The organism is Gluconacetobacter takamatsuzukensis (assembly GCF_014174275.1).
In the GTDB taxonomy this organism is placed as follows: Bacteria; Pseudomonadota; Alphaproteobacteria; order Acetobacterales; family Acetobacteraceae; genus Gluconacetobacter; species Gluconacetobacter takamatsuzukensis.
The window spans coordinates 1-22,589 of the sequence record NZ_JABEQK010000001.1 but is presented as its reverse complement, the minus strand read 5'-3'; the positions used below and the strand labels follow the sequence as shown (position 1 = coordinate 22,589).

Annotated in this window: 20 protein-coding genes and 3 pseudogenes; 14 read left to right on the top strand and 9 right to left on the bottom strand. The window is 61.0% G+C overall.

Translation table 11 applies throughout. The annotated features are described in order from the left end of the window. Positions 1–260 precede the first annotated feature (260 nt). Together HLH27_RS00110 and HLH27_RS00105 are read left to right on the top strand one after the other, a co-directional pair. The gene (locus tag HLH27_RS00110) at positions 261–1,136 is read left to right on the top strand and encodes a hypothetical protein (protein ID WP_182947093.1); all 876 of its coding nucleotides are present in this window, start codon (positions 261–263) and stop codon (positions 1,134–1,136) included. A 349-nt stretch (positions 1,137–1,485) separates the two neighbouring features. Further along, positions 1,486–2,175: a type 1 glutamine amidotransferase domain-containing protein gene (locus HLH27_RS00105; protein ID WP_182947092.1), complete on the top strand. Its 690-nt coding sequence runs from the start codon at positions 1,486–1,488 to the stop codon at positions 2,173–2,175. Here the strand turns inward: HLH27_RS00105 and HLH27_RS00100 are convergent. Then, a complete protein-coding gene (locus HLH27_RS00100; RefSeq protein WP_182947091.1) occupies positions 2,155–2,601 on the bottom strand; it encodes a MerR family transcriptional regulator in 447 nt (148 codons plus the stop codon). The genes HLH27_RS00105 and HLH27_RS00100 overlap by 21 nt on opposite strands. 49 nt (positions 2,602–2,650) lie before the next feature. On the opposite strand from HLH27_RS00100, the gene HLH27_RS00095 reads away from it, so the two are divergent. The 3 genes from HLH27_RS00095 to HLH27_RS00085 all read left to right on the top strand — a co-directional run bounded on the left by HLH27_RS00095 (position 2,651) and on the right by HLH27_RS00085 (position 5,806). Further along, positions 2,651–3,985, top strand: coding sequence for an NADH:flavin oxidoreductase/NADH oxidase family protein (locus HLH27_RS00095; protein WP_338029801.1), 1,335 nt, complete (start codon positions 2,651–2,653; stop codon positions 3,983–3,985). A gap of 5 nt (positions 3,986–3,990) precedes the next feature. Continuing rightward, the gene (locus HLH27_RS00090; protein WP_182947090.1) at positions 3,991–4,896 is read left to right on the top strand and encodes an acetoacetate decarboxylase family protein; all 906 of its coding nucleotides are present in this window, start codon (positions 3,991–3,993) and stop codon (positions 4,894–4,896) included. A gap of 73 nt (positions 4,897–4,969) precedes the next feature. Then, complete coding sequence (locus tag HLH27_RS00085; protein WP_182947089.1) at positions 4,970–5,806, top strand: alpha/beta fold hydrolase; 837 nt, start codon at positions 4,970–4,972, stop codon at positions 5,804–5,806. 281 nt (positions 5,807–6,087) lie between these two features. Here HLH27_RS00085 and HLH27_RS00080 read toward each other — a convergent pair whose 3' ends face one another. Next, positions 6,088–6,966, bottom strand: coding sequence for a LysR family transcriptional regulator (locus HLH27_RS00080; RefSeq protein ID WP_182947088.1), 879 nt, complete (start codon positions 6,964–6,966; stop codon positions 6,088–6,090). 131 nt (positions 6,967–7,097) lie between these two features. On the opposite strand from HLH27_RS00080, the gene HLH27_RS00075 reads away from it, so the two are divergent. Further along, the gene (locus tag HLH27_RS00075; protein WP_182947087.1) at positions 7,098–7,547 is read left to right on the top strand and encodes an SRPBCC domain-containing protein; all 450 of its coding nucleotides are present in this window, start codon (positions 7,098–7,100) and stop codon (positions 7,545–7,547) included. A 335-nt stretch (positions 7,548–7,882) separates the two neighbouring features. Here the strand turns inward: HLH27_RS00075 and HLH27_RS00070 are convergent, their stop codons facing one another. Continuing rightward, a complete protein-coding gene (locus HLH27_RS00070) occupies positions 7,883–8,752 on the bottom strand; it encodes an SDR family oxidoreductase (protein ID WP_182947086.1) in 870 nt (289 codons plus the stop codon). Between the two features lie 77 nt (positions 8,753–8,829). On the opposite strand from HLH27_RS00070, the gene HLH27_RS00065 reads away from it, so the two are divergent. Next, complete coding sequence (locus HLH27_RS00065; RefSeq protein WP_182947085.1) at positions 8,830–9,255, top strand: winged helix-turn-helix transcriptional regulator; 426 nt, start codon at positions 8,830–8,832, stop codon at positions 9,253–9,255. On the opposite strand, the gene HLH27_RS00060 is transcribed toward HLH27_RS00065, so the two are convergent. Then, the gene (locus HLH27_RS00060) at positions 9,243–10,127 is read right to left on the bottom strand and encodes an SDR family oxidoreductase (protein ID WP_182947084.1); all 885 of its coding nucleotides are present in this window, start codon (positions 10,125–10,127) and stop codon (positions 9,243–9,245) included. The two genes, HLH27_RS00065 and HLH27_RS00060, sit on opposite strands and share 13 nt — an antisense overlap. 94 nt (positions 10,128–10,221) lie before the next feature. Between HLH27_RS00060 and HLH27_RS00055 the strand changes: the two genes are divergently transcribed. From HLH27_RS00055 to HLH27_RS00045, 3 genes and pseudogenes are all read left to right on the top strand, one after another. Continuing rightward, positions 10,222–11,070: a helix-turn-helix transcriptional regulator gene (locus HLH27_RS00055; RefSeq protein ID WP_182947083.1), complete on the top strand. Its 849-nt coding sequence runs from the start codon at positions 10,222–10,224 to the stop codon at positions 11,068–11,070. Positions 11,071–11,074: 4 nt separating this feature from the next. Beyond that, a pseudogene (locus HLH27_RS00050) lies at positions 11,075–12,214 on the top strand (metallophosphoesterase). 503 nt (positions 12,215–12,717) lie between these two features. Then, positions 12,718–13,641: a ketopantoate reductase family protein gene (locus tag HLH27_RS00045; protein WP_182947082.1), complete on the top strand. Its 924-nt coding sequence runs from the start codon at positions 12,718–12,720 to the stop codon at positions 13,639–13,641. Positions 13,642–14,012: 371 nt separating this feature from the next. Here HLH27_RS00045 and HLH27_RS00040 read toward each other — a convergent pair whose 3' ends face one another. The 4 genes from HLH27_RS00040 to HLH27_RS00025 form a co-directional block, all read right to left on the bottom strand. Then, a complete protein-coding gene (locus tag HLH27_RS00040; protein WP_182947081.1) occupies positions 14,013–14,738 on the bottom strand; it encodes an SDR family oxidoreductase in 726 nt (241 codons plus the stop codon). 109 nt (positions 14,739–14,847) lie between these two features. Next, on the bottom strand, positions 14,848–17,967 hold the full coding sequence (locus tag HLH27_RS00035; protein ID WP_182947080.1) for an efflux RND transporter permease subunit: 3,120 nt from the start codon (positions 17,965–17,967) through the stop codon (positions 14,848–14,850). After that, positions 17,964–19,064: an efflux RND transporter periplasmic adaptor subunit gene (locus HLH27_RS00030; RefSeq protein WP_182947079.1), complete on the bottom strand. Its 1,101-nt coding sequence runs from the start codon at positions 19,062–19,064 to the stop codon at positions 17,964–17,966. Before HLH27_RS00030 ends, HLH27_RS00035 begins: the two co-directional genes overlap by 4 nt. An 85-nt stretch (positions 19,065–19,149) precedes the next feature. After that, complete coding sequence (locus HLH27_RS00025) at positions 19,150–19,758, bottom strand: TetR/AcrR family transcriptional regulator (protein ID WP_182947078.1); 609 nt, start codon at positions 19,756–19,758, stop codon at positions 19,150–19,152. Between the two features lie 229 nt (positions 19,759–19,987). Between HLH27_RS00025 and HLH27_RS00020 the strand changes: the two genes are divergently transcribed. The 4 genes and pseudogenes from HLH27_RS00020 to HLH27_RS00005 all read left to right on the top strand — a co-directional run bounded on the left by HLH27_RS00020 (position 19,988) and on the right by HLH27_RS00005 (position 22,353). Continuing rightward, positions 19,988–21,382 (top strand): efflux transporter outer membrane subunit, encoded by a 1,395-nt coding sequence (locus tag HLH27_RS00020; protein WP_246375231.1) that lies wholly within the window; start codon positions 19,988–19,990, stop codon positions 21,380–21,382. Positions 21,383–21,591: 209 nt separating this feature from the next. After that, positions 21,592–21,717: pseudogene (locus HLH27_RS00015) on the top strand (transposase); the annotation flags it as partial. Next, entirely contained in the window at positions 21,683–21,838 is a 156-nt protein-coding gene (locus tag HLH27_RS17275; RefSeq protein ID WP_220790214.1) for an antitoxin Xre/MbcA/ParS toxin-binding domain-containing protein, read from the top strand. The pseudogene HLH27_RS00015 and the gene HLH27_RS17275, both read left to right, overlap by 35 nt. Continuing rightward, a pseudogene (locus HLH27_RS00005) lies at positions 21,835–22,353 on the top strand (RES family NAD+ phosphorylase). The gene HLH27_RS17275 and the pseudogene HLH27_RS00005 overlap by 4 nt, the downstream one beginning before the upstream one ends. Here HLH27_RS00005 and HLH27_RS16915 read toward each other — a convergent pair. Continuing rightward, a partial coding sequence (locus HLH27_RS16915; RefSeq protein WP_220790256.1) for a hypothetical protein occupies positions 22,304–22,589 on the bottom strand: 286 nt, incomplete at its 5' end. The pseudogene HLH27_RS00005 and the gene HLH27_RS16915 sit on opposite strands and share 50 nt — an antisense overlap.

Below are 22,589 nucleotides of genomic sequence, written 5' to 3'. Positions count from 1 at the left end.
AATCTGTCTGGCGGTTCAATTTCCGCTTTTACACGTGAACGAAATGCTACTGATGACTGACATGAAGGCGACTGCTGCCTGCCTGCACCGCCCACGTTGAGCAGACAGGCGGTTCAGGGGAAGGAGAGCGGTCTGTCTGTTTCAAATCTATTGAGCGAATAGGCTATTATGCCGGAAAGAGGAAAAGCTCTGGTCAGGAATTATCCACCTTCAGGGCGAGTGGCAACCCTTTACTAGACATTACCCCAGGTTTTGCATAAATGAGCAAATTGATAATGAAAAAAATATCCGATTTTTTCTGCAATTTTGTGCGGAAAACGAAAGCAACTTTCAAATCGATGTTGACATTGAAAACATCCGACAAAATTGCAGCTGTCGCTGCGGTCATATCCGTTGCCGCCGCTGCTGCAACAGTTTGGTCTTCATATTTTTCCAAAGATCAAGCGTTATCCGCGCGTCTTAGCGCTAAAGCTGCGCTGGACACTCTCCAACGGTCAGATGAGAACCTAGTCATTCTGACTGACGTAGATCGTGATGCTCCAGTAACACTAAGTGGCATGATCATTGGAAATTATTTAGCTTTTTCGATTAAATTTTCAGCACATGCTGTGATTATCAACACAGGCGGTTCTCCAGCCATAGTGATGGATAGCATTGTAGAAACGGACTCCACTGCATCACAGCTTGAAAGTCGGGTCGATATCTTTGACGCGTCAGACGGAGCACCTTGGTCGAAACTCGCTGTTATTCAGCCAAATGATCCCCTTCGTCTTATCTTGCGTGGATCTCTGAGCAGTAGCAGTCGTCGATCCCCTAGTGTGACAAAAGATTTATTGGGGCTTTTTACACAGACTGAGGTCCAAAGCGGTCGTCTAGATCGTCAATTTAGCTCGTTTGCAGCCCTTAGAGAGGAAATACAAAAGCGTTATGGAGAGGGCGTTGGCCGCGAGTTCGATAGCTTTCTTTATGGACCCGCATATAAATCGGGTCCAATCTCATCAACTCCATGGTCTGAAAAGGGAGAAGTTGGATTTTCGCGGATCATCCTCAAACTCAGCACGGCATCCCACCGGGTTTATCGAAGTTCTCCTGGCTTGTTGGTTGTTGGTCCAGACCCTTCCTATAGCATTCAGTAGATAAATTAATATGCGTAACCATCACAATGAAATTAGAGAATTTATTATATCATTAAAGTAAACCCATGTTGGTTAATGAAATGCCAGACTGAAGAGTATAAATTTCCTGACGTCTGCTTTTCGACTGTCCCCGACGAACTATGAATGACCGAATTGAGGGCGACTGCCGCCGGTCTGCTTTGTTGCCGCTGAACTGACAGGCGGTTTTTGGGGGAGGACGGAATGTCGGCTCTCGGTTCAAAGCGACACCGCTCCTGCCATCCCGCGTGTGAATTTATGATCGCTTGACCATGAACCTAGGTTAAAGGTTAGAGACTATCTACCCATCCATCTTGGGGACGTTCCGGTCATGAGCAAGCGCATCCTTCACGTCATCACCAACGTCGCTCATTATGCCGACCCGTCACACCCGACGGGCTTGTGGCTGTCGGAACTAAGTCATGCCTGGGATGTCTTCGCGGCTCAGGGATACGAACAGCGCCTTATGAGCCCCGCAGGGGGACCGTCACCGCTGGAACCCCGTGCGCTGAAATGGCCCCTGCTCGATGCCTCCGCAAAGGCATGGCTGAACGACCCGACACGGGTGGCATTGCTTTCATCCACCGCGCGACCCGACGAGATCGATACAGCCAGCTATGAGGCCATCTATTTTACCGGCGGTCACGGCGTGATGTGGGACTTTCCCGACAGTGCGGGTTTGCAGGCTATCACCCGTGCCATCTGGGAAGGGGGCGGTATCGTCTCCGCCGTCTGCCATGGCTATTGCGGTTTACTGAATACCCGGTTGTCGGATGGCGCGCTACTGGTATCCGGCCGACGCATCACGGGTTTCTCCTGGACCGAGGAAGTTCTCGCCGGCGTGGCGAAGGAGATGCCCTACAACGCGGAAGCGGAGATGAAGGCACGCGGGGCTCTCTACGACAAGGCATTGCTGCCGTTCGTGCCCCATGTGGTCACCGATGGCCGGCTGGTCACCGGGCAGAACCCGGCTTCCGCCAAAGCGACCGCGCGCAGGGTTTCAGAATTGCTTCGCGCGTAAGGAAGCGACCGGCATTTCAGCATCTTCGCCCAGCAGCCGGGTCAACACGCGGCGGGCGTTGGTGGCGCAGTCGATATCGTCCGGACGGGCTTCGATCTCGTCGATGACCTGCAGCAGATGCGCCTTGCTCCGCGTGAGCCGGGCTTGCAGCGTCTCGATATCCGCGACCTTGCGGGTCAGCGCGCCGACCAATGCGTCGTGTTCCCAATGTTCCAGATCGGCGGGCAGCAGCCCACGAATTTCGTCAAGACTGAAGCCCGCGCCCTGAGCGAGGGCGATCAGGCCCAGGATTGTAACAGCCTCCGCCGGATAGGACCGATAGCCGTTTGCCTTGCGATCCACGGCCTTCAGCAAACCGATCCTCTCGTAGAAGCGGATACGCGAGGGCGTCAAACCACTCCGGTGTGCCAGTTCCCCGATCTTCACGACGCTTCGCCCTCCGTGAAATCATCTCTTGACCTTAAAGTTAACTTGAATGTCAGGCTCTGCCCAGAACGTTTCTCGTGGAGTCCGGTCCATGTCTCTGTTTTTGCCCCTGACGTTGCCCAATGGCGCCGTCATTCCCAACCGTCTCGCCAAGGCGGCAATGGAAGAGAATATGGCCGATGCCGACCATGCACCGTCCGACGAACTGATTCGCCTGTATCGTGCCTGGGGACAGGGGGGAGCAGGTCTGGTCATCACCGGCAATGTGATGATCGACGCCAGAGCCATGACCGGGCCGGCAGGCGTGGTGCTGGAGAATGACAGGCATCTTGACCGGTTCCGTACCTGGGCGCACACCGCACGGGCCGGTAGCACCCAGATCTGGATGCAGATCAACCACCCCGGTCGGCAGATGCCGGCGAGCCTCGGGCGGGAAACACTCGCGCCGTCCGCCATCCCCCTTGATCTCGGCCGGCAGTCGAAGATGTTTCCGGTGCCGCGCGCCATGACGGCGGCCGATATCGCCGACGTACAGCAGCGTTTCGTCAATACCGCGCGGCTGGCCGAACGGGCCGGTTTCACCGGCGTCGAGATTCACGCCGCCCACGGCTATCTGCTCAGCCAGTTTCTCTCCCCGCTGGCCAACCACCGGACCGACCAGTGGGGCGGCAGTCTCGAAAACCGGGCACGCCTGCTGCTCGACATCGTGCGTGACACGCGCGCGGCGGTACGGCCGGCGTTTTCAGTTGCGGTCAAACTCAACTCCGCCGATTTCCAGCGCGGAGGCTTTTCGCCGGAGGATGCCCGCTCCGTCGTGCGCATGCTGGGTGGCCTCGGCGTCGATCTCGTCGAACTGTCGGGCGGCAGCTACGAGGCACCTGCGATGATGGGCACTGCGCGCGACGAACGCACGCTGGCGCGCGAGGCCTATTTCCTCGATTTCGCCCGCGAGATCAAAACCGTCGCCACCATGCCGCTGATGGTGACGGGGGGCATCCGGCGGCGCGCGGTCGCCGAAAAGGTGATCGACAGCAGCATCGCCATGGCGGGCATGGCCACCGCTCTGGCGATCGAACCCGACCTGCCGAAACGATGGAAGCAGGGGCACGACGACGCGCCCGCACTGAAGCCGATCGGCTGGAAGAACAAGGCCCTCGCATCAGCGGCGCACATGGCGGCCGTGCGGTACCAGATGGTCCGACTTGCCTCCGGCCGACCGACAAGACCGCTTGTCTCGCCTCTCATGGCCTTCATCCGGGCGCAACTGACAGGCCGCAGACAGGCGCGGGCCTACCGCGCATGGATGGTAAACGGCGCTCCGCCCTGGAAGGCTGGAGACACGGCAGCCGGTATGACCATGTGCCCCCTTGGCGGCAAGGCATGACCGACATGGACGGACGCACCATCGATGTGGCGTTCGGCGGCCACAAGGTACCGGTCCTGGCCGGAGGCTACTACGACCGTTTCCGCTCCAACCCGGACCTCGACGCCATCGCGCGCGATCCGGCGGCGGGAAACATCGACTTCTTCCGCCGTATCCCGAAGCAGAAAATAGCGTCACGGATCGGGCCGGTATGGGCGCCGAATTTCTATTATCGTAGCAGCAGCGTGCAACTCCTCATGTCGGCGCCAGTTTCCCGCCTGAAGGCGATTTTGCCGGATCCGCTCGAGCCGCTGCGCGCCTGCCCCGGATACGGCCTGGTGGCGCTGACGTTCTTTTCCTACGCCGTCTGCGACAACGATCCGTACGACGAAGCCTCCATCGCCATCGTCATCCGCAGACCCGGCGCATGTGGTCCGCACGCGCTGGAACTGGCAGCAGCGATACGGCGCCGTAGTTTCCACGCCCATGTGCTCGCCCTTCCCGTCACGACCGAGATTGCCCGCGTGCGGGGCGTGGAATGCTACCAGCTTCCCAAATGGCTGGCCGGCATCACCGTGACGATTGGAGCCGAAGTGCGGGCAGCCACACAGGCACCCGATGGGACCCCGGACCTGACCCTGCGGGCACCGGCACCGGATTTCGTCGATGTACCGTCACAATCGCATATGGGTGCCAACACGATGATCCATCAGATCGACGGGCGCTGGCACAGGACGACTGTCCGTTCGAACACGCTGTCCTTCGCGCAGAGAATGCTGCCACGCGATGTCACCCTGTCGCGTCATGGCGGCCCGATGAGCGATCTTCTGGGCGGCTTGGGCGTTGCAAGACCATTGCGGCTCGATGTCGTTCGGGATGCGCAGCTGGTGCTGAACATGCCCGAGCCGTTCACCATGCCCGGATCTGGATGAAAAGGATCAGTGCCTGCCTTCATCACGCTGATCCCGACGTAACCCTTTCATCAACCAGACGGAGGAACAGTCCATGTCATTCGTAACGACACAGGATGGTGTACAGATTTTTTACAAGGACTGGGGACCGAAGGACGCCCAGCCGATCGCCTTCCATCATGGCTGGCCGCTCAGCGCGGACGACTGGGATGCGCAGATGCTGTTTTTCCTGTCGAAGGGCTTTCGGGTCATCGCTCATGACCGGCGTGGGCACGGACGCTCGTCGCAGGTGAGCGAGGGCCATGACATGGACCACTACGCCGCCGATGCCTCGGCGGTGATGGAGACGCTTGACCTGAAGAATGCCGTCCATGTCGGTCACTCGACCGGTGGCGGCCAGGTCGCGCGCTATGTCGCGCAGTTCGGCCAGCCACAGGGCCGCGTCGCGAAGGCGGTTCTGATCAGTGCCGTGCCGCCGCTGATGGTCAAGACGGATCGCAGCCCCGAGGGCGCGCCGATCGCGGTGCTGGACGGGTTGCGCGCCGCGCTGGCCGCCAATCGCGCGCAGTTCTTCCTCGACGTGCCGACCGGCCCGTTCTACGGCTTCAACCGTTCTGGCGCGGAGATTTCCGACGGTACGATCCGCAACTGGTGGCGCCAGGGCATGATGGGCAGCGCCAAGGCCCATTACGAAGGTATCAAGGCGTTCTCCGAAACCGACCAGACCGAGGATCTGAAGGCGATCACGGTACCTACCCTCGTGATGCAGGGCGATGACGATCAGGTCGTGCCCTACAGGACCGCGGCGCTCCTGCAGCATCAGCTGATCAAGGGCAGCACGCTGAAGATCTATCCGGGTTTTCCGCATGGCATGCACACGACCCATGCCGATACGATCAACGCCGATATCCTGGCCTTTATCAAAGACTGAGCGGCCGTTCATCCGCGGGGTGGCGCACGGTGCCCCCGCATTTTGGAGTAAGTAAACGCTCATAATGCCGGAAGACGCCGGGTCCACCCGATATCACGCTCTCCATGATGCCGAGAAGAAGATGATGAAGATCAGATAATTCTGACAGTCCGCTTTACGTTGCACACATCGAGACGCTGTATGCCGTATTTGAGGGCGGAAGCTGTTTTCCATCCCGTTTGCAGCCGTGGTGCTATCACATCGGCCGGCAGGACGCAGGAGCGAAATGGACTGACAGGACCTCATTGTGAGCGACGACAATACGCGTTCAAGCCGTCTCCCACATGCCGCATCACGTCACGCACACTGGGAACGTTGCGAAGGTCGCGATGGGTAATCATCCAGAAGGTTAGAGTGGCGGGTATATAGTCTGGCAAGACCGGCACGAGATCCGGGTTGTCCTGCGCAATGGGCGTTTGGCAATAACCGATACCAACGCCGGCACGCAAGGCTGCCAGCAATCCGACATCGTCGCTGCAATCGAGGGCCGGGCGTTGGCCAAGTGCCATCAGTTCGGGGAGACGACGCAAATGGGCAGACGACGCGATCAGACGATGCCGGGAAAGCTCGGTGAGGTCGTGCGGGATGCCGTGGCGTTGCACGTAGTCTCGATGGGCATACAGCTTGATCGGCACGGTCCCGATCTTGCGGCCCCATAATTCCTGCTGTGTCGGCTCGGTGTGCCGAACAGCCACATCGGCTTTGCGTTCGAGTATGTTCTCGACGGCGTCGGTCAGGGACAAAGTAATGCGCGTCGTCGGATGGTCGTCAAGAAAAGCCGCCAGGATCGGCGGCAGGACCATCGTGCCGGTGATCTGGCTGGCGGTGATGGTCAGCGTCGTCGTTTCCGCAGCACTTGCCGATTTCGCCAGCCGCTCGAGGGTATGCGCCTGATCGATCATGGATGCCGCGATCGGCATCAGGGCGCTTGCATGAGCGGTCGGCACAAGCCCCGACTTTGATCGCGTAAAGAGCGTCTGACCGATCATCGCTTCCAACTGGGCGATCTGACGGCTGACCGTTGGTTGTGTCGTCCCCAGAGCGCGTGCTGCTCCCGACAGGGAGCCCGCGCGGCACGCTGCCGCAAAGCTTCGCCAGAGATGCCAGTCGATCTGATCCATACGAAATTGTAGAGTTTATCTGTCATGACCGGCAATACCCTGCAAGGCAGGCAAGGCATTACCCTGCGGACAGGAGGAACACGATAAAATGTGTTTTTTCGGTCATTCCAACGTCTTTTGGAGACGGATCCTTGTCGAACTTTCCTGGTCCACGACGTCATATCGACACGCAAATCGAGATCGCGGCTTCCCCCGAATGTGTATGGTCGGTGTTGACAAATACGGAAGCTTATCCGTCCTGGAATCCCTTCATTCGCAAACTGACCGGGCGCCTGGAGCCTCGTCAGCGACTGACCGTCTGTCTCGGTGGGGGCAAGGCGGATGGTGGGATGGTGTTTCATCCCGAGGTCGTCACCGTCATCCCGGGCCAGAGGTTGCAGTGGATTGGCCGCCTCTGGGGATTACCCGGATTGCTGACCGGGACCCATGATTTCGAGATCACGCAAACCGGCCATGGGACATTGTTCCGCCACAGCGAAGCGTTCGCCGGGGTTCTGCTCTGGTTCTATGATGTTGAGACGGTTCGGGCCGAGTTCATCAAAATGAATCGGGCCCTGAAATCCCGTGCCGAAGCGGCGTGACATCGACCAGATATCCCGACAGCACGACGGAGCTGGCAATCAGCGGTTCAGATCGGTGCGGCATCGCAGGAAGCCGGCTCAACCACCGGGTGCTGTCAGGCTCGCCTTTCTGGGTCGCGTCCAGAAGCGCGTCGTCGTCCTTTCGCTCCTGACGAATCCGCGCCGACAGGCTGCAGAAACGCTGAGTGCTCCGTTCTGACCAGGCCGGCAGCAGATCGCCAATCGTCCGGGCGATACGCCCGTTCCCATCTTCAAATGGAGCTGAGCCTTCATATCACGCCGACCGTCCCGGAAATGGCGTCGAACCGCCTCTCCTTACGGAGCCTGAAGATGCTCTAAAAGAACTCTGCTACGGTGACGCCGAAGGGGATAGTTGGGCGGCCGATCAGCCGGGCGAGTTCGCCGCCGTCATCGAACAATGCCCCCTTCGCGACGCCCGCATCGGTGTCCGACAGGATCGTGGCAAACAGCTCCGGCACGCCGGCTCCGAGCAGCGCCGTTCGATACGCGTCGGGGTCCATGTTCCGATAGGGGAGCGGCTTCCCCGAAGCCTCGGCTACCGCCGCAACGAACTCGGCCAGCGTGTAGGATGTATCACCGGCCAATTCGTAGGTGCGGCCAGCATGATCGCCGCCAGCCAGCACGACCGCCGCGGCCCTGGCATAGTCGGCGCGGGCCGCGGACGAGATACGTCCCTCCCCGGAGGCGCCAAGGAACACGCCATGCTGCAGGGCAGGCGCGATCCGCCACGTATAGACCTCGGTGTACCAGCCATTCCGCAGTAGCACGAACGGTATGCCGGACGCTTTCAACGCGGTTTCCGTGTCTCGATGTTCTTCCGCGAGGAATAGCGGCGAGGTGTCCGCATGAAGGATGCTGGTATAGACGATCAGGCCGACACCCGCGTCCTTCGCCGCGGCAATGACATTGCGATGCTGCGCCGTGCGCTGGCCGATTTCACTGCCGGAAATCAGGAGCAGCCGGTCGACGCCAGCGAGCGCACTGGCCAGTGTATCCGGCCGGGCATAGTCGGCCACGCGAACCGCCACGCCCTTGTTGCGGATTGCGACCGCCGCCTCCTTGGCCGGATCGCGTACGCCCGCCACGATGGCACTGGCGGGCACCGCCTCAAGCAATGCATCGATGACCAGGCCTCCGAGGTGGCCAGTGGCGGCGCTGACAAAAAGCGTGGGTTGGGCGGGCATTGCCGGTCTTCCTTGTGGTTCGCAATCGACACAAGGTAATTAAGTGAGACCATAGACGGCGTGAAGGAGGCAGGATTTTGGGACAGGGTGAGGCAAAAGTAACCGCCCCGGCATTCGATGCCACCGTCCAATTGTTCGCCGACCGACAGCCCGGCCAGCCGGTCGATCCACAATGCCCGGTGCGGGACGTTCTCGATCGCATCGGGGACAAGTGGTCGACGCTGATACTGGGCACCCTCGCCACCGGCCCGCACCGGTTCAGCGCCGTGCAGCGCGCGATCCCGGACATTTCCAAGCGGATGCTGACGCAGACCCTCCGCGATCTGGAGCGTGACGGCCTGATCGCGCGCACGGTGTTCCCCACCAAGCCGCCCAGCGTCGAGTACCGGCTGACGCCCCTTGGTGTTACGATCCTCGAACCGCTGACCTCCCTTGTCCGATGGGCCAATCAGAGCCATGCCGCCATCCGGGAGGCCCGTCTGGCGTTCGATCAGGCGTCCTGAAGCTGTTCCAGATCAGCAATCAGCCCCGGGCCGGTCGGTACCCATCCCAGTGCCTGCCGCGTCAGTGCGCTGGATGCGCGCATGTCGAAGCCCGCGAACATCGCGAAGCGTCCGAAGAAAGCAGGTGCTTCGTCGGGCAAGATGGATCGGACCGGCAGGTCCAGGCGCCGGCCGAGCGTCTCGACGATATCGCGCATCGCCACGCCCTCTTCGGCCACCGCATGCCAGGCGGCGCCCGTGGCCCCCTTTTCGATGGCCAGCCTGTAAAGACGGGCGACGTCGAGAACATGCGCGGCGGGCCAGAGATTATGTCCCTCGCCCACATAGGCACAGGTGCCGTTCTGGCGGAACGTCTCGATCAGCGGCGTGATGAGCCCCTGCTTGGCTGTATCGTGAACCTGCGGAAGGCGCACCACCGAAGCGCGGATACCTTGCGGGATCAGCGCGAGCGCCGTCTGCTCGGACACGCGCGGGAACGGAAAGTCCGGCGGAATCACATCCTTTTCGGTCGCCACCTGGCCCGGCGGCGCCAGTCCCGCCAGACCGCCCGTGGCAAGAAACGGCTTGTCGGAGCCGGCAAGCGCGGACCCGATCGCCTCGATGGCGCGGCGATCCGCTTCGCAACTCGCCAGGAAGTTCGACCAGTCATGGATGAACGCCAGATGAATCACGGCATCCGAGGCCGCTGCCCCCTTTCGCAGGCTGTCGAGATCCTCGAGCGCGCCGCGCTGCACCTGCGCGCCGACGGCGGCGAGGGCGCGCGCCCCGCCATCCGAACGGGCCAGGCCAAGCACGTCATGACCAGCAGCAATCAGTTCCCTGACGGTCGGCATGCCGATGAATCCGGTTGCACCGGTGACGAATATACGCATGAGCGAAGTCTCCCGTTTTCTGGTGAAGACAAATCTCGGCCTATGCCCTATTCTGTTAAAGTAGTGATCTTATCGTATTATAGAGACTAACAGGATGAACGAGCATCAGGACGGTGGCAAACGGCTCGGCACCTGGCTGAAGGACCGTCGCGCGAAGCTCGATCCGGCTGCCTTTGGCCTTCCGCAGGAACGCCGCCGCACGCCCGGCCTGCGGCGCGAGGAGGTTGCACAGCGGGCCAATATCAGCCCGACCTGGTACACCTGGCTGGAACAGGGTCGTGGCGGCGCCCCGTCTGCCGATGTGCTGGACCGGATCGCGCGCGCCCTGATGCTGACCGATGTCGAGCGCGAGCATCTGTTCCTGCTCGGCCTCGGTCGGCCGCCCGATGCGCGGTATCGCAAGAGCGGCAGCGTCACGCCGCGCCTGCAACGCGTGCTCGACGCGCTGGATCCCAGTCCGGCGCTGATCCGGACCGCGACCTGGGATGTGCTGGCCTGGAACCGGGCGGCGACCATCATGCTGGGGGATTACAGCGCCCTACCACCGGCGGAACGCAACATCCTGCGGATCATCTTCCTCGACCCGCGCTCGCGCGCCATGCAGCCCGACTGGGAAAGCATGGCACGCTACGTTATCGGCGCCTTCCGCATCGCAACGGCGCGCGCCGGCGCGGCGGAGGAGGTCGCGCCCCTGGTGACGGAACTCTGCCGGCTTAGCCCCGAATTTCACACGATGTGGCATGAGAACAGCGTCAGCGAGGCGCCCGCTGACATCATCAAGCACATCGATCACCCGGTTCTCGGCCCCTTCGCCTTCGAACACTCGACATTTTCGGTCGATGGCCGGCCGGACCTGACCCTGGTCGTCTACAATCCCGCGACACCGGCCGACGCCGAAAAGCTCAGGGTCGCCGTCGACGCCACCCTGCCTCAAGGAACCTGACAATTTGCGCCTTATCTTCGCTCTTCCCTGCCTGATCGTCATCCTGAACTGGCTCTGGCCGCTGGCCCTTCCCCTCTGGCTGAAGGTGCCGGCCGCCATTCTGCTGCTCGTGGCCTCGCAATATCATTTCTGGTCCCGGCTTTCCTCGGGCTCCGTGTTCGCGCCCGAGTTTCCGCGCGCCCTTGTCATCCTGTTCAACTGGGCGTTCGGAGCCATGCTGTTTCTGACCCTTTTCCAGATCGCGCTCGATCTCGGCGCCCTGGCCATGGCGTTGGCACGATGGCGGCCGGTCCCTATTCCTGACGGTGCCCGCGAAGCGGCCGGGGGCCTCGCTGGCCTGCTTGCCGCCGTCGGCGTCGCCAATGCGCTGCGCGTTCCTCCGATCAGGGACGTGACGGTCAGGATCGCCGGACTGCCGCCCTCATTTGAAGGCTATCGACTGCTGCAGTTGAGCGACCTGCATGTCAGTCGACTTTTTCCAACCGCGTGAAGCCGAGCGATGGTGACGCGGGCCAATGCCGCCGCGGCCGATCTGATCGTTGTGACGGGCGATTTCATCGACGGCTCGGTGGCCATGCGCCACACCGACATCGCGCCGCTGCAAGGGTTGCAAGCTCCGGACGGGGTTTTCGCGGTCCCCGGCAACCATGAATATTTCTTCGATTATGCCGGCTGGATGCGCCATCTGTCGGATCTGGGCATGCGCATGCTTGCGAATACCCATGCGGTCGTCACGCGGGACGCCACCTATCTGGTCATCGCCGGCGTGACGGACCTGTCCGCGCCCGGGCATGGCCATGCCGGCCCGGACCTCGACGCGGCCCTTGACGGCATGCCCCCGGGCGCGCCGGTCGTGCTGCTCGATCATCAGCCGCGCAATGCGCGATCCGCTGCCGAGTGCGGCGTTGCCCTCCAATTGTCGGGCCATACGCATGGCGGCATGCTTCCGGGCCTCGATCGCCTCGTCGCACGCGGCAACAACGGGTTCGTGTCCGGCCGCTACGATATCGGCGGCATGACGCTCTATGTCAGCAACGGCACCGGCCTATGGCCCGGTTTTGCACTCCGAATTGGAAAGCCCTCCGAGATCACGCGGTTCTGCCTGCGATCGATCGAGCCCGACCGGGTGCCCGAACCCGGTTGAGAGGACATTCGTCCTGCGCGCCATCGATCCCGAGGTGCTAACCGTCCAAATCGGGCAGACCCCGCTGGCACATTGCAGATGCGCCCAATCCACGACATCTTTCACGTTGTCATCGCGGATCATGGCGGTGATGGCGGCGAATTTCCCTGCCGAGGCTTCCTCTTCCGGTAGGTATTCATAACCAATGCCTGAATCCGGGCGGCTGGGCAGCACGATGCGGTTGGTCCGCGGCACCTCCTCGCCATACAGCGTCGTGCGAATACGCCCTGCATCCACCGGCGCGGCGATCTCGTGCGGCCATATCCGCCGTCTCAAACATCGGACGCGTGAACATCAGTTCCTAATCCAGCGACAGGTGCTTGCGCTTGAGCGCAGGGCCTCTCCTCCGACGACTTCCCCACTCCAATGTCCCTGTTCATGAACAGTGCGCATTAATGGTATCAAAGATAAAACTGCCGTCACGATATCCGCAGCGCGGCAGTCCCGGAGCAAGGAAAGACACCATGAATCCAAAAGTTCTGATCGTCGGCGCAGGTGCGGTTGGGGGATATTTTGGAGCCCGAATGGCAACAGCGGGACATGACGTAACATTCCTGGTGCGTCCCACCCGGCTGCGGCAACTGCGTACGGATGGGCTCCGGCTGATCAGTCCGCTGGGGAATGCGACCCTCGCGCCGCAAATGGTGACATCCGACGACATCGATGGCCCTTATGACATCATTCTTCTCAGCGTAAAGGCATATTCTCTCGCGTCCGCGATGGACGATTTCGCCGCCGCCGTCGGCCCGGATACGCGCATCGTACCCCTTCTCAATGGCATGCGGCATATCGATGTGCTGGCAGAGCGTTTCGGAGATCCGAAGGTCCTGGGCGGGACGTGTTTCATCGTCAGCAAGCTGGATTCTGAAGGACAGGTCGTTCAAGTGGGATCACTCCCCAAACTGACCTTTGGCCCACGATCCGCTGGCGACAACGCCCCGATCCGGAACCTCAAGGACGCTCTCTCCGGTCCTGGCTTCGAGACTATATTGTCTGACCACATCATTCAGGAGATGTGGAACAAATGGGCTCTGCTGGCATCGCTAGGCACCGTATGCTGCCTGATGCGGGCCACCGTGGGGGAAGTGGCCAGCGTGCCCGCGGGGGAGGATTTCGCGCGGGCGACGATCGGCGAATGCGCTTCGATTGCGGCGGCGGCGGGATATCCGCTCACCGAGGAGACCCTGGATGGTATCGTCCGGCTGCTGACTGCAAAGGAATCCTCCCTGACATCGTCCATGTTCCGTGATCTGTCGCAGGGCGCTCCCATTGAGGCGACACAGATCATTGGCGACCTCGTGAAGCGTGCCCGCGCGCATCAGATTGCCACACCGATTCTCGATCTGACCAATCTCAATCTCAGTGTCTACGAACAGAGAAGAAAGTAGGATCTACCCGAAGGCGCTTTGCGGAGTTATCGGAACTTAGGCGCTCGATACGTTTCATGTCGTTTTAGATACGCACAAATTTTCTCCGGCCTTCTGAGATCCGTCCGGCCGACCGTGCAAGAGGTCAATCGACCAAAGGCTTTGAGCACTCAGACCAGCGCTGCGCCGCCGTCGATCTGAGTAGCCTCTGCTTTACGCCCCGAGAGCATTCCATCAGGAATGAGGCACGTAAAGCAGATCATCTTGGATATGGCGAGTGGCTCAGCGCCATCAGGTAAACGGAAAACTTAGAAACCCAATTCGTTTGCCAAATCAGAAACTTATGAGACACCCGCCACGTATCCGCCGCCTACTTGTCTAGTAAGAACAAATTAGCCTCCAAGATGCAAAGCGACGTATTCCAACTTCCGGTTGTCTGTCGACCATAGTCCTTCGATCTGTTGTGCCAAGTGATCCGGGAAGATGTAGGTCTGCCCGTCGATGATACCTCTAACGATATTAGCTGCCGCGGATTCGGGTGTGGCCTTTTCCGGGTATGGCACCGATCTCGCTAAATCAGTGTCGATTGGTCCAGGATAAATACCAATGACTGTGATGTTGTCCTTTTCCAGGGTTCCGCGCAGGGACTGGGTGATCGAATGCAGAGCCGCTTTGGAAGCTGAATAACCGGCCATCAAGGGAACCGCCGAAAGGCCAACGACGCTAATCACATTCGCGATTGTACCGGACCTGCGGGCTACAAACTGTGGGGTGAAAGCCCGCAGAACACGGAGAGTGCCAAAAAAATTAGTGTGCATGTCATTTTCGAAAGATTCCCAGTCGCTGCTGAGATAATCGCCGAGGGCGAGTGTTCCAGCATTGTTGACGAGAACATCGACATCCTTCGCAGTATTGACTACCGCTTTTACGGATGCATTACTCGTGATATCGAGCTGCAACGGGATCACTCGGGGGTCTCCAAACGACGGGAGCGTATGCGGATCGCGTGCGGTAGCATAGATTTTCGCTACACCGGCCTTCAGCATTTCCCGTAAGATCGCCGCGCCGATGCCGCGGTTCGCGCCCGTAATCAAAACAGTTTTATTCGAAAGGGACATAGTCTTTCTCCGACTGATAGTGGGGGTGAATTGATCCGCGAGGCGGCGGTCCTCGCGGGTCCCACGCCCCATGTCGAAGGGCCAATGGATTGCTATTCACTTTTTCCATTCACTCACCCTCTTGCACGCGAGCACCGGTGAAGTGTGGATCGACCGCCGGTTCCCCGGGTTCGCTATCCTTCATAGGTCCGATGCGATACCAGATCGCATAAAGCGCCGGCAGGAACATCAGGATCAGCCCCGTTCCGGCCGCCGTACCGCCGATCAGCGTATAGGCCAGCGAGCCCCAGAACACCGATTCCGTCAACGGGATGAAGGCCAGCACGGCCGCCAAGGCCGTAAGAATGACCGGACGGGCTCGCTGCACGGTCGCCTCGACCACCGAATGGAACGGATCGAGCCCCGCTTCTTGATTGACCTTGATCTGTCCGATCAGAATCAACGTGTTGCGCATCAGGATGCCCGACAGGCCGATCAGCCCCAGGATCGCGTTGAAGCCGAATGGCTGATGGAAGATCAGCAGGGTCGGCACGGTCCCGATCAGCCCCAGCGGGGCCGTCAGGAACACCATGAACATGCCGGAGATGGACCGGGTCTCGAACACCAGGACGATCAGGGTCAGCAGGACCATCACCGGAAAGATCGGCACCAGGGCCTTGTTTGCCTTTCCGGATTCTTCCGCGTTGCCACCGGCCTCAATACGATAGCCGGGGGGCAGCGTCGCACGGATCGGCGCCAAAGCCTGATCGACCTCCGCCGTGACCTGCGGCGGCTGCAGGTTTTCGTCGATATCGCTCTGGAGCGTGATCGTCGGGATCCGGTCGCGCCGACGCAGGATAGGGTCTTCGGCACGGATCTCGACATGACCGATCTGGCCAAGCGGAATCAATTGGCCCGTGCGGTTGCTGATGGTCATGTCGCCCAGCTTCGCCGGGTCCAGACGATCGGGTCCTGCGCTGCGAACCACGAGATCGACGGTCCGGACGTCCTCGCGAACCTGCGTGACTGGCACGCCCAGCAGCAGGAACTGGATCTGTTCGGATGCTTCCTGGGGGGACAGGCCGATCAGTTGCAGCCGCGCCTGGTCCAGCACGAAATGCGCCGTCTGTACGCGCTCGCCCCAATCGGCATTGACCTGCCGCGTATGCGGATTGTTCCGCATGATCGTGCCGACCTGGGCCGCGATATCACGCACCCGATCCGCATCCGGTCCCATGACACGGAACATGACCGGGAAATGGGTGTAGGGGCCGAAGACGAACTGCGTCACGCGGATCCGGGCATCAGGCGCCATTCCTTGAGCCACGGCTTGCCGCATACGATCGCGCAAGCGGTCGCGGTCCTGGGCACTTGGTGTCAGGACAACGACCTTCGCGAAGGAAGGGTCGGGCAACTCGGGGTTGTACGCCAGGAAGAAACGCGGTGCGCCGGCACCCACATAGCTGGTGACGATCTTTGCCTCGGGCTGTGTCTTCAACCATGCTTCCACACGGGCCGTGACCCGCGTAGTGGCTTCGATACCGGTTCCCTCCGGCATCTGCACCTCGACCAGCAGTTCCGGGCGGTCCGAGCTGGGGAAGAATTGCTGCCGGACGGCGCCCATGCCAACGAAAGCCAGCAGGAACAACGCCAGCACCGCCCCCGCGACCAGAAATTTACGCCGCACGACCCACACGACAAGGCGCCGGAAACGGCGGTAATTGGGCGTGGCGTAGATATGTTCGTAGGCGCCGTCGATCCGCTTGATATCCGGCAACAGCTTGACACCGAGATAGGGCGTGAACACCACGGCCACGAACCAGGAGGTCAGCAGCGCATAACCGACGATCCAGAAAATGTTGCCGGCATACTCGCCGGCGGTCGAGCGCGCGAAGCCGACCGGGGTGAAACCGATGATCGTGACGAGCGTACCGGCCAGCATCGGGGCTGCCGTGTGGCTCCAGGCATAGGCAGCGGCCTTCGTGCGTTCGTACCCTTCCTCCAGCTTCACCACCATCATTTCGATCGCGATGATCGCGTCATCGACCAGAAGGCCCAGCGAGATGATCAGCGCCCCCAGCGTGATGCGGTCCAGCGCCCGACCGGTCACAAGCATGATGACCATGACGATCGACAGCGTCAGCGGCACGGCGGCCGCGACGACGATGCCGACCCGCCAGCCCAGGCTTACCAGACTGACGACCATCACCACCGCGAGGGCCACGAAAAACTTCAGCATGAACTCGCCGACGGCGGCATGAATGATGCCGGCCTGGTCGACGATTTTCGTCAATGTAACCCCGACGGGCAGTCCTGCCCCCAGCGTCTTCTCCGCCGCGGCCAGGGACTGGCCGAGCTTCAGCCCGTTCCAGTGATCCTGCATCACGACGTTCAGCACCAGAGTCTGGGCCCCGGCATGCCGGACAAGGTAGGTCGGTGGGTCCTCGTATCCCCGCTCCACCGTCGCGATGTCCGAGATCTTGAGCGTCCTGCCGCCCGCCACGATGGGGATGTCGCGAATTTTCTCCAGGTCGTCCAGCGCACCGTCCAGCCGCACGAAGACCTGCGGGCCGCGCGTATCGATCGAACCCGCGGCCGTCACCGCATTCTGACGCTGAAGTGCCGCGAACACGTCCTGCGCGCCGATCCCGAGCGTGACCAATCTGGCATTGGAAAAATTGACGAAGATCTGTTCCGGCCGTTCGCCGATAATATCGACCTTGCGCACGCCCGGCACATGCAGCAGGCGCTGCCGCACCGTTTCCGCCTGACGGACCAGCAGGCGTTCGGGCAGTCCATGACCGTCCAGCGCATAGACCGCAAAATCGACATCGGAATATTCGTCATTGACGAATGGTCCCTGCACGCCCCTCGGTAGAAGGGGCATGGTGTCGTACAGCTTCTTGCGCGTCTGGTAGAATTGCTCGGGAACGGCCGCAGGCGGCGTGTTGTCCCTGAGCGTAATCATCATCAGCGCCAGGCCTGGCCGGGTCAATGTTTCTACCCGGTCGTACCATTGCAGTTCCTGCACGCGCTTTTCCAGCGGATCGGCCACCAGGTCCTGCATTTCCTGCGCCGTGGCGCCCGGCCAGATGGCGGTCGCCGTCAGGGTCTTGACCGTAAAAGGCGGATCCTCGGCCCGACCGAGGCTGAAGAATGCATAGGCTCCCGACAGGGCCAATGCCACGATCAGGAACAATGTAATCCCGCGCTCGCGCACCGCGAGGGCAGAAAGATTGAATCCGCTCATTGCATCGCGACCTTTGTCGAGGCGATCTGCACATGCTCTCCGGCATGCAGATAGTGACCGCCGGCCGCAGCGATCAGCATGCCCGAACGAAGATCCGCACCGGGGAGGATCGTCGCTGTATCTTCGCTGATATGTGCGATCTGTACCGGATGAAAGCTGACCGTCGATGCCCGGCTATCCACGCTCCAGACGCCGGGTCCCCTGCCCTCGTCATCGACGGCGCCCAACGGCACGACGAGCGCGGACGGATCGTCGCTGGCTTCAGGCAGGTGGACACGCACCGTCGCCCCCAGCGGCGCGTCCGCGCCTGGCCCGTCCATGACATAACGGGCCTCGAACGTGCGGGTACGCGGGTCGGCGGCGTCGGACAATTGCCGCAGGTGCGCGGATACGCGAGAACCCTCGTCATACAGTTCGGCTTCCGCCGCGGAATGCAGGATCGGACGCACCCCTTCCGGTAGGTCGACCGCAGCCTCGCGCGGGCCGGCATGCGCCAGCACGATCACGGTCTGGCCGGCCGCGACGACATGTCCGGGTTCCGCCAGGGTCTGGACGACGACACCGTCTTCATCCGCCCGCAGCAGGGAATAATCGTCCTGGTTGCGGGCAATCTTCTCCTGGGCAATCGCCGCGTCCAGTTGCGCACGGGCACTGTCCGCTGCGGCCTTCACCTGATCGTAGGCCGAGGCTGCCACGGCACCGGTCGCGACAAGACCGCGATAGCGGCGCTCGTCCGCCGCGGCCTGGACCCAGCGGGCGCGCAATGATGCCACACTGCCGACCTGGGTCGTCACGGCATGGAGGTAATCCGTCGGGTCCAGGCGCATCAGCACCTGCCCCTTGGACACTGTCTGCCCGGTATCCACCAGGCGCTCGACAATCTTGCCGGACACGCGAAAGCCGAGATCGCTTTGGACGCGGGCCGCTACGACCCCCGTATAGACATGCTCGGCTGTCGTTGCGGACTCGATCCGCACCGTCTCCACAATGCGGTCGGCCGTGCGCGGATCAGGATCGTCTTTGGATTTGCAAGCCGACAGCCCGAAAACGGTGCAGATGCCGGCCGCTGCAAGAAGGGACAGGCGTGTTCCAGCCATGTTCGGGCTCCCAACGGGTTTGGAAGCCCAAATTGTACACGAGTGACCATATTGTCAATCTGTCACATAAAGCCCTGTGTCCCATTCACGGCGCGAGACTTCTCAAGACGAGACTGGCCAGCGTCGCCGCATCATCGTCCAGCGTGTCCATGTGCTGTTCGAGCAGGAGGGGATGATAGATCGACTGCAGGACCAGCATGATGGCGTGACAGGTCTCGTCAACGGGCGTCTTGCGCTCGAACTCGCCTCCCTCGCGGCCTTCGCGGATCAGGTGCTCCACCATGCCGCGCAACGCATCGGCAAAACTCCTGGCAGACGTCCATTCCTCCTCCACCGCCGAATAGACGATATCGTGCAGTTTACGCTCGTGGGAAAACAGCGCGACCGTATTGCGCGCCAGAGCGAGGAAAACCCTGCGCATTCTGTCGGAAGCCGGCTTGTCTTCCTCAACGATTGCCTGGATATCCGCCTGCATCTTGCCATGCTGAAGCGCGCAGATCGCCTCGCCGATCGCCTTCTTCGATTCGAAGAATTTGTAAATGTAGGCCTTTGACAGCCCGATGGCATCAGCCAGATCAGCGATCGTGGTCTTCTTGTATCCGTAATGCCCGAAATGCTCGATGGCCGCCGTCATGATCTGATCCCGGCGTTCATGATCGACCGGGCCGCGTTGTCCGCTGTGAGGCGCGCGCATCCTGTTCCTCCCGACTGAATTCCGCCTTCTAGATAGAACGCAGCTTGTAAATTGACAACGAGTGACGAATATGTATATCGGTCACTTGACAACACCAGGACGATGCATGTCCGGGGCTGATCGAAAGTCGTGCGCCATGAATCTTTCGCTTCCCGCATCCCAGCGGAACGCCAATCCCCTGCGTCATCTCACGATGGGCATGCGACTGCATTCTGCCGCAGCCTTGGCCATGACGCTCCTGACGACGGCCTGCGCGGTCGGCCCCAACTATCATGCGCCCGCTACGCATCTTCAGCCCTTCCACAGTGCCACCGCCGTCGATGCACGCCAGGCAGCCGCAGCTCCACCGCTGGATACATGGTGGGAGGGATTTCACGATCTCGAACTCTTACGCATAGAACAGCGTGTCCTGGCTCAGAACCTTGATCTCGCGGCCGCGATAGCGCGCGTCCGCCAGTCGCGAGGCGCCGCGGAGGCGGCCACGGCGCGTTTGCTCCCGACCTTGGATTTCAATCCGCAGGCATCCGCAAACCGACTGTCTCAGGAGGGGCTGATCGGCCATGTCGTGCGCACAGTACCGAACTTCCACCGCGACTATCGCACCTATGACGTCAGTGGCGCTGCAAGCTGGGAAATCGACCTGTTCGGTGGCCTGCGACGCGGGCAAGAGGCAGCGCGTGACGAGGCAGAAGCCGCACAGATGGAACGCGTAGGGGAGCGTATCACGGTGGCCGCCGACGCGGCGGACGCATATTTCCAGATCCGAGGAGACCAAGCCCGCCTGGCAGTAGCGGAAAGGCAGATCGCGGTGGACGCCCATCTCCTGGAACTGGTGCGGCAGCGGCGAACGAGCGGCGTTTCGAATGAGCGCGAACTGGCCCAGACTGAGGCCCTGTTGCAGTCCGCCCGCCAGACCGTGCCGCTGATCCGCATTGCGCTCGAAGCCCAGCTCAATCGCCTCGACGTGCTGATGGGCGCGCAGCCCGGTACCTATGCTGCGGAACTGGGAACGCCGTCCGAAATTCCGGCCATCCCGGCTATCGGCGCCACCGACAAACCCACGGACATGCTGCGCCGCCGACCGGACATTCTGGCTGCCGAACGCAGACTGGCGGCATCAAATGCCAGGATAGGCGCAGCACTCGGCGACTATTATCCCAAGCTCTCCCTTTCCGGCATCCTGGGATTTCAGAGCATCAATCCTCAGCATCTATTCACGGCACCGGGGTTCCAGGCTGTCGGATCAGGCGCCATTCGCTGGCGGATCTTTGATTTCGGCAAAATCGACGCTGAGGTACAGCAGGCACGTGGCGCCAATGCCGAGGCCCTCGCGCGTTACCAGGTGACGGTTCTCCACGCCGCCGAGGATATCGAAAATGCATTTACGACCCTGGTACAGACCGAGCAGCGCACTGGTGAATTGCAGACTGAAGTCGCCTCGCTGACCCGCGCACGCGATCTTTCCCAGCAATCCTTCCAGGCGGGTATCATTCCTTTGACGGACGTATTGGACGCTGACCGGCAGCTTCTCGACTCGCAGGACCAACTGGCCCTCAACCGGGCGAACGCGGCGCGCGCGGCGGTCAGCTCCTTCAGAGCCTTGGGGGGAGGCTGGCCTACATGAAAGCGATCATCAACCGAACATGGAAGAGGTTGGCTCGTTTCTCTTCTACATACTTATTATTCTGCTTGTTCGTGGGGCAGCGATATTCTGATCTGCTCCCGGCAAATTGGATTGTTTTTGGTTAGAGTTTTCCGTGTCGTTTCTCTGGTTGAGAGAAGCGGAAAGCGATGAAGGCATCGAAATTTTCGGACACATAGAAGGCGTTCGTTCTGAAGCAAGGGGCTGACGGCATCCCCGTCGCGGAGGTTTGTCAGAAGGCTGGGATCAGCCAGGCGACATACTTCAACTGGAAGAAGAAGTATGACGATCTGCTGCCGACGGAGCTACGGCGACTGGTACCGATCACGACCCGTGCCCTCCTTCGGTGATCAGACTGCCGAGGCGCTAGTCCGGGAGGGACGCGCCGAGGCCGTCCGACGTTACCTGGATCGGATTGCGACCGGCGGTTACGCGTGAGGTTTACCGGACATGTATTCAGGGCTCACAATCCCCGCTGGTCTTTCACCCCATTATCAGGCGACGGCGCGACGCTTCATGGGAGACGATTCAATTCGGTCGGCACGCCTGCCCTTTATACGTCACTTCGAATGGAGACGGCCTAGCTTGAAGCCCAGCAGGGTTTTCCATTCAAGCCTCAGCCCCTGACCATCTGTGCCTATGACGTCGATAGCGAGCCCGTCCTCGATCTGACCGATCCGTCCAGCCTTAACGATCTTGGCTTCTCCCCCGTAACCCTGGCTTGTCCCTGGGAAGATCTTGCCGACCAGGGCAAGACACCGCCATCATGGGAACTAACAAAGACGCTCATAGCCAGCGGAGTAGCTGGCATCGTCGTCCCGAGCTTTGCCCCTGGAGCGACGGAAAATGACAGAAACCTCGTCTTCTGGAGTTGGTCAGACAATCCTCCCATCCGCGTGACTGTCATTGACGACGAGAGGCGCCTGCCAGCAACCGCAGTATCATGGCCATAAACGGATGGGAGAGCGAAATTGCCGAATGATAGTCGTCCAGCACCTCGGCTTGGTGCCCGCTATAGCCGGGGAAGCGACAGGTCCTCTGTTCGACAGGGGACGTGGAAATACAGACGTCATTCTGTTGGGCTGCCTGCGATGACTGGTCCGGTTTCATAGTTAGTTGATATGCGCTTCTGATGCCAGCCTGGCCGGGAGGTGAAGCGTAGCGGAACCGAGCGGCCAGGCTGGCATTC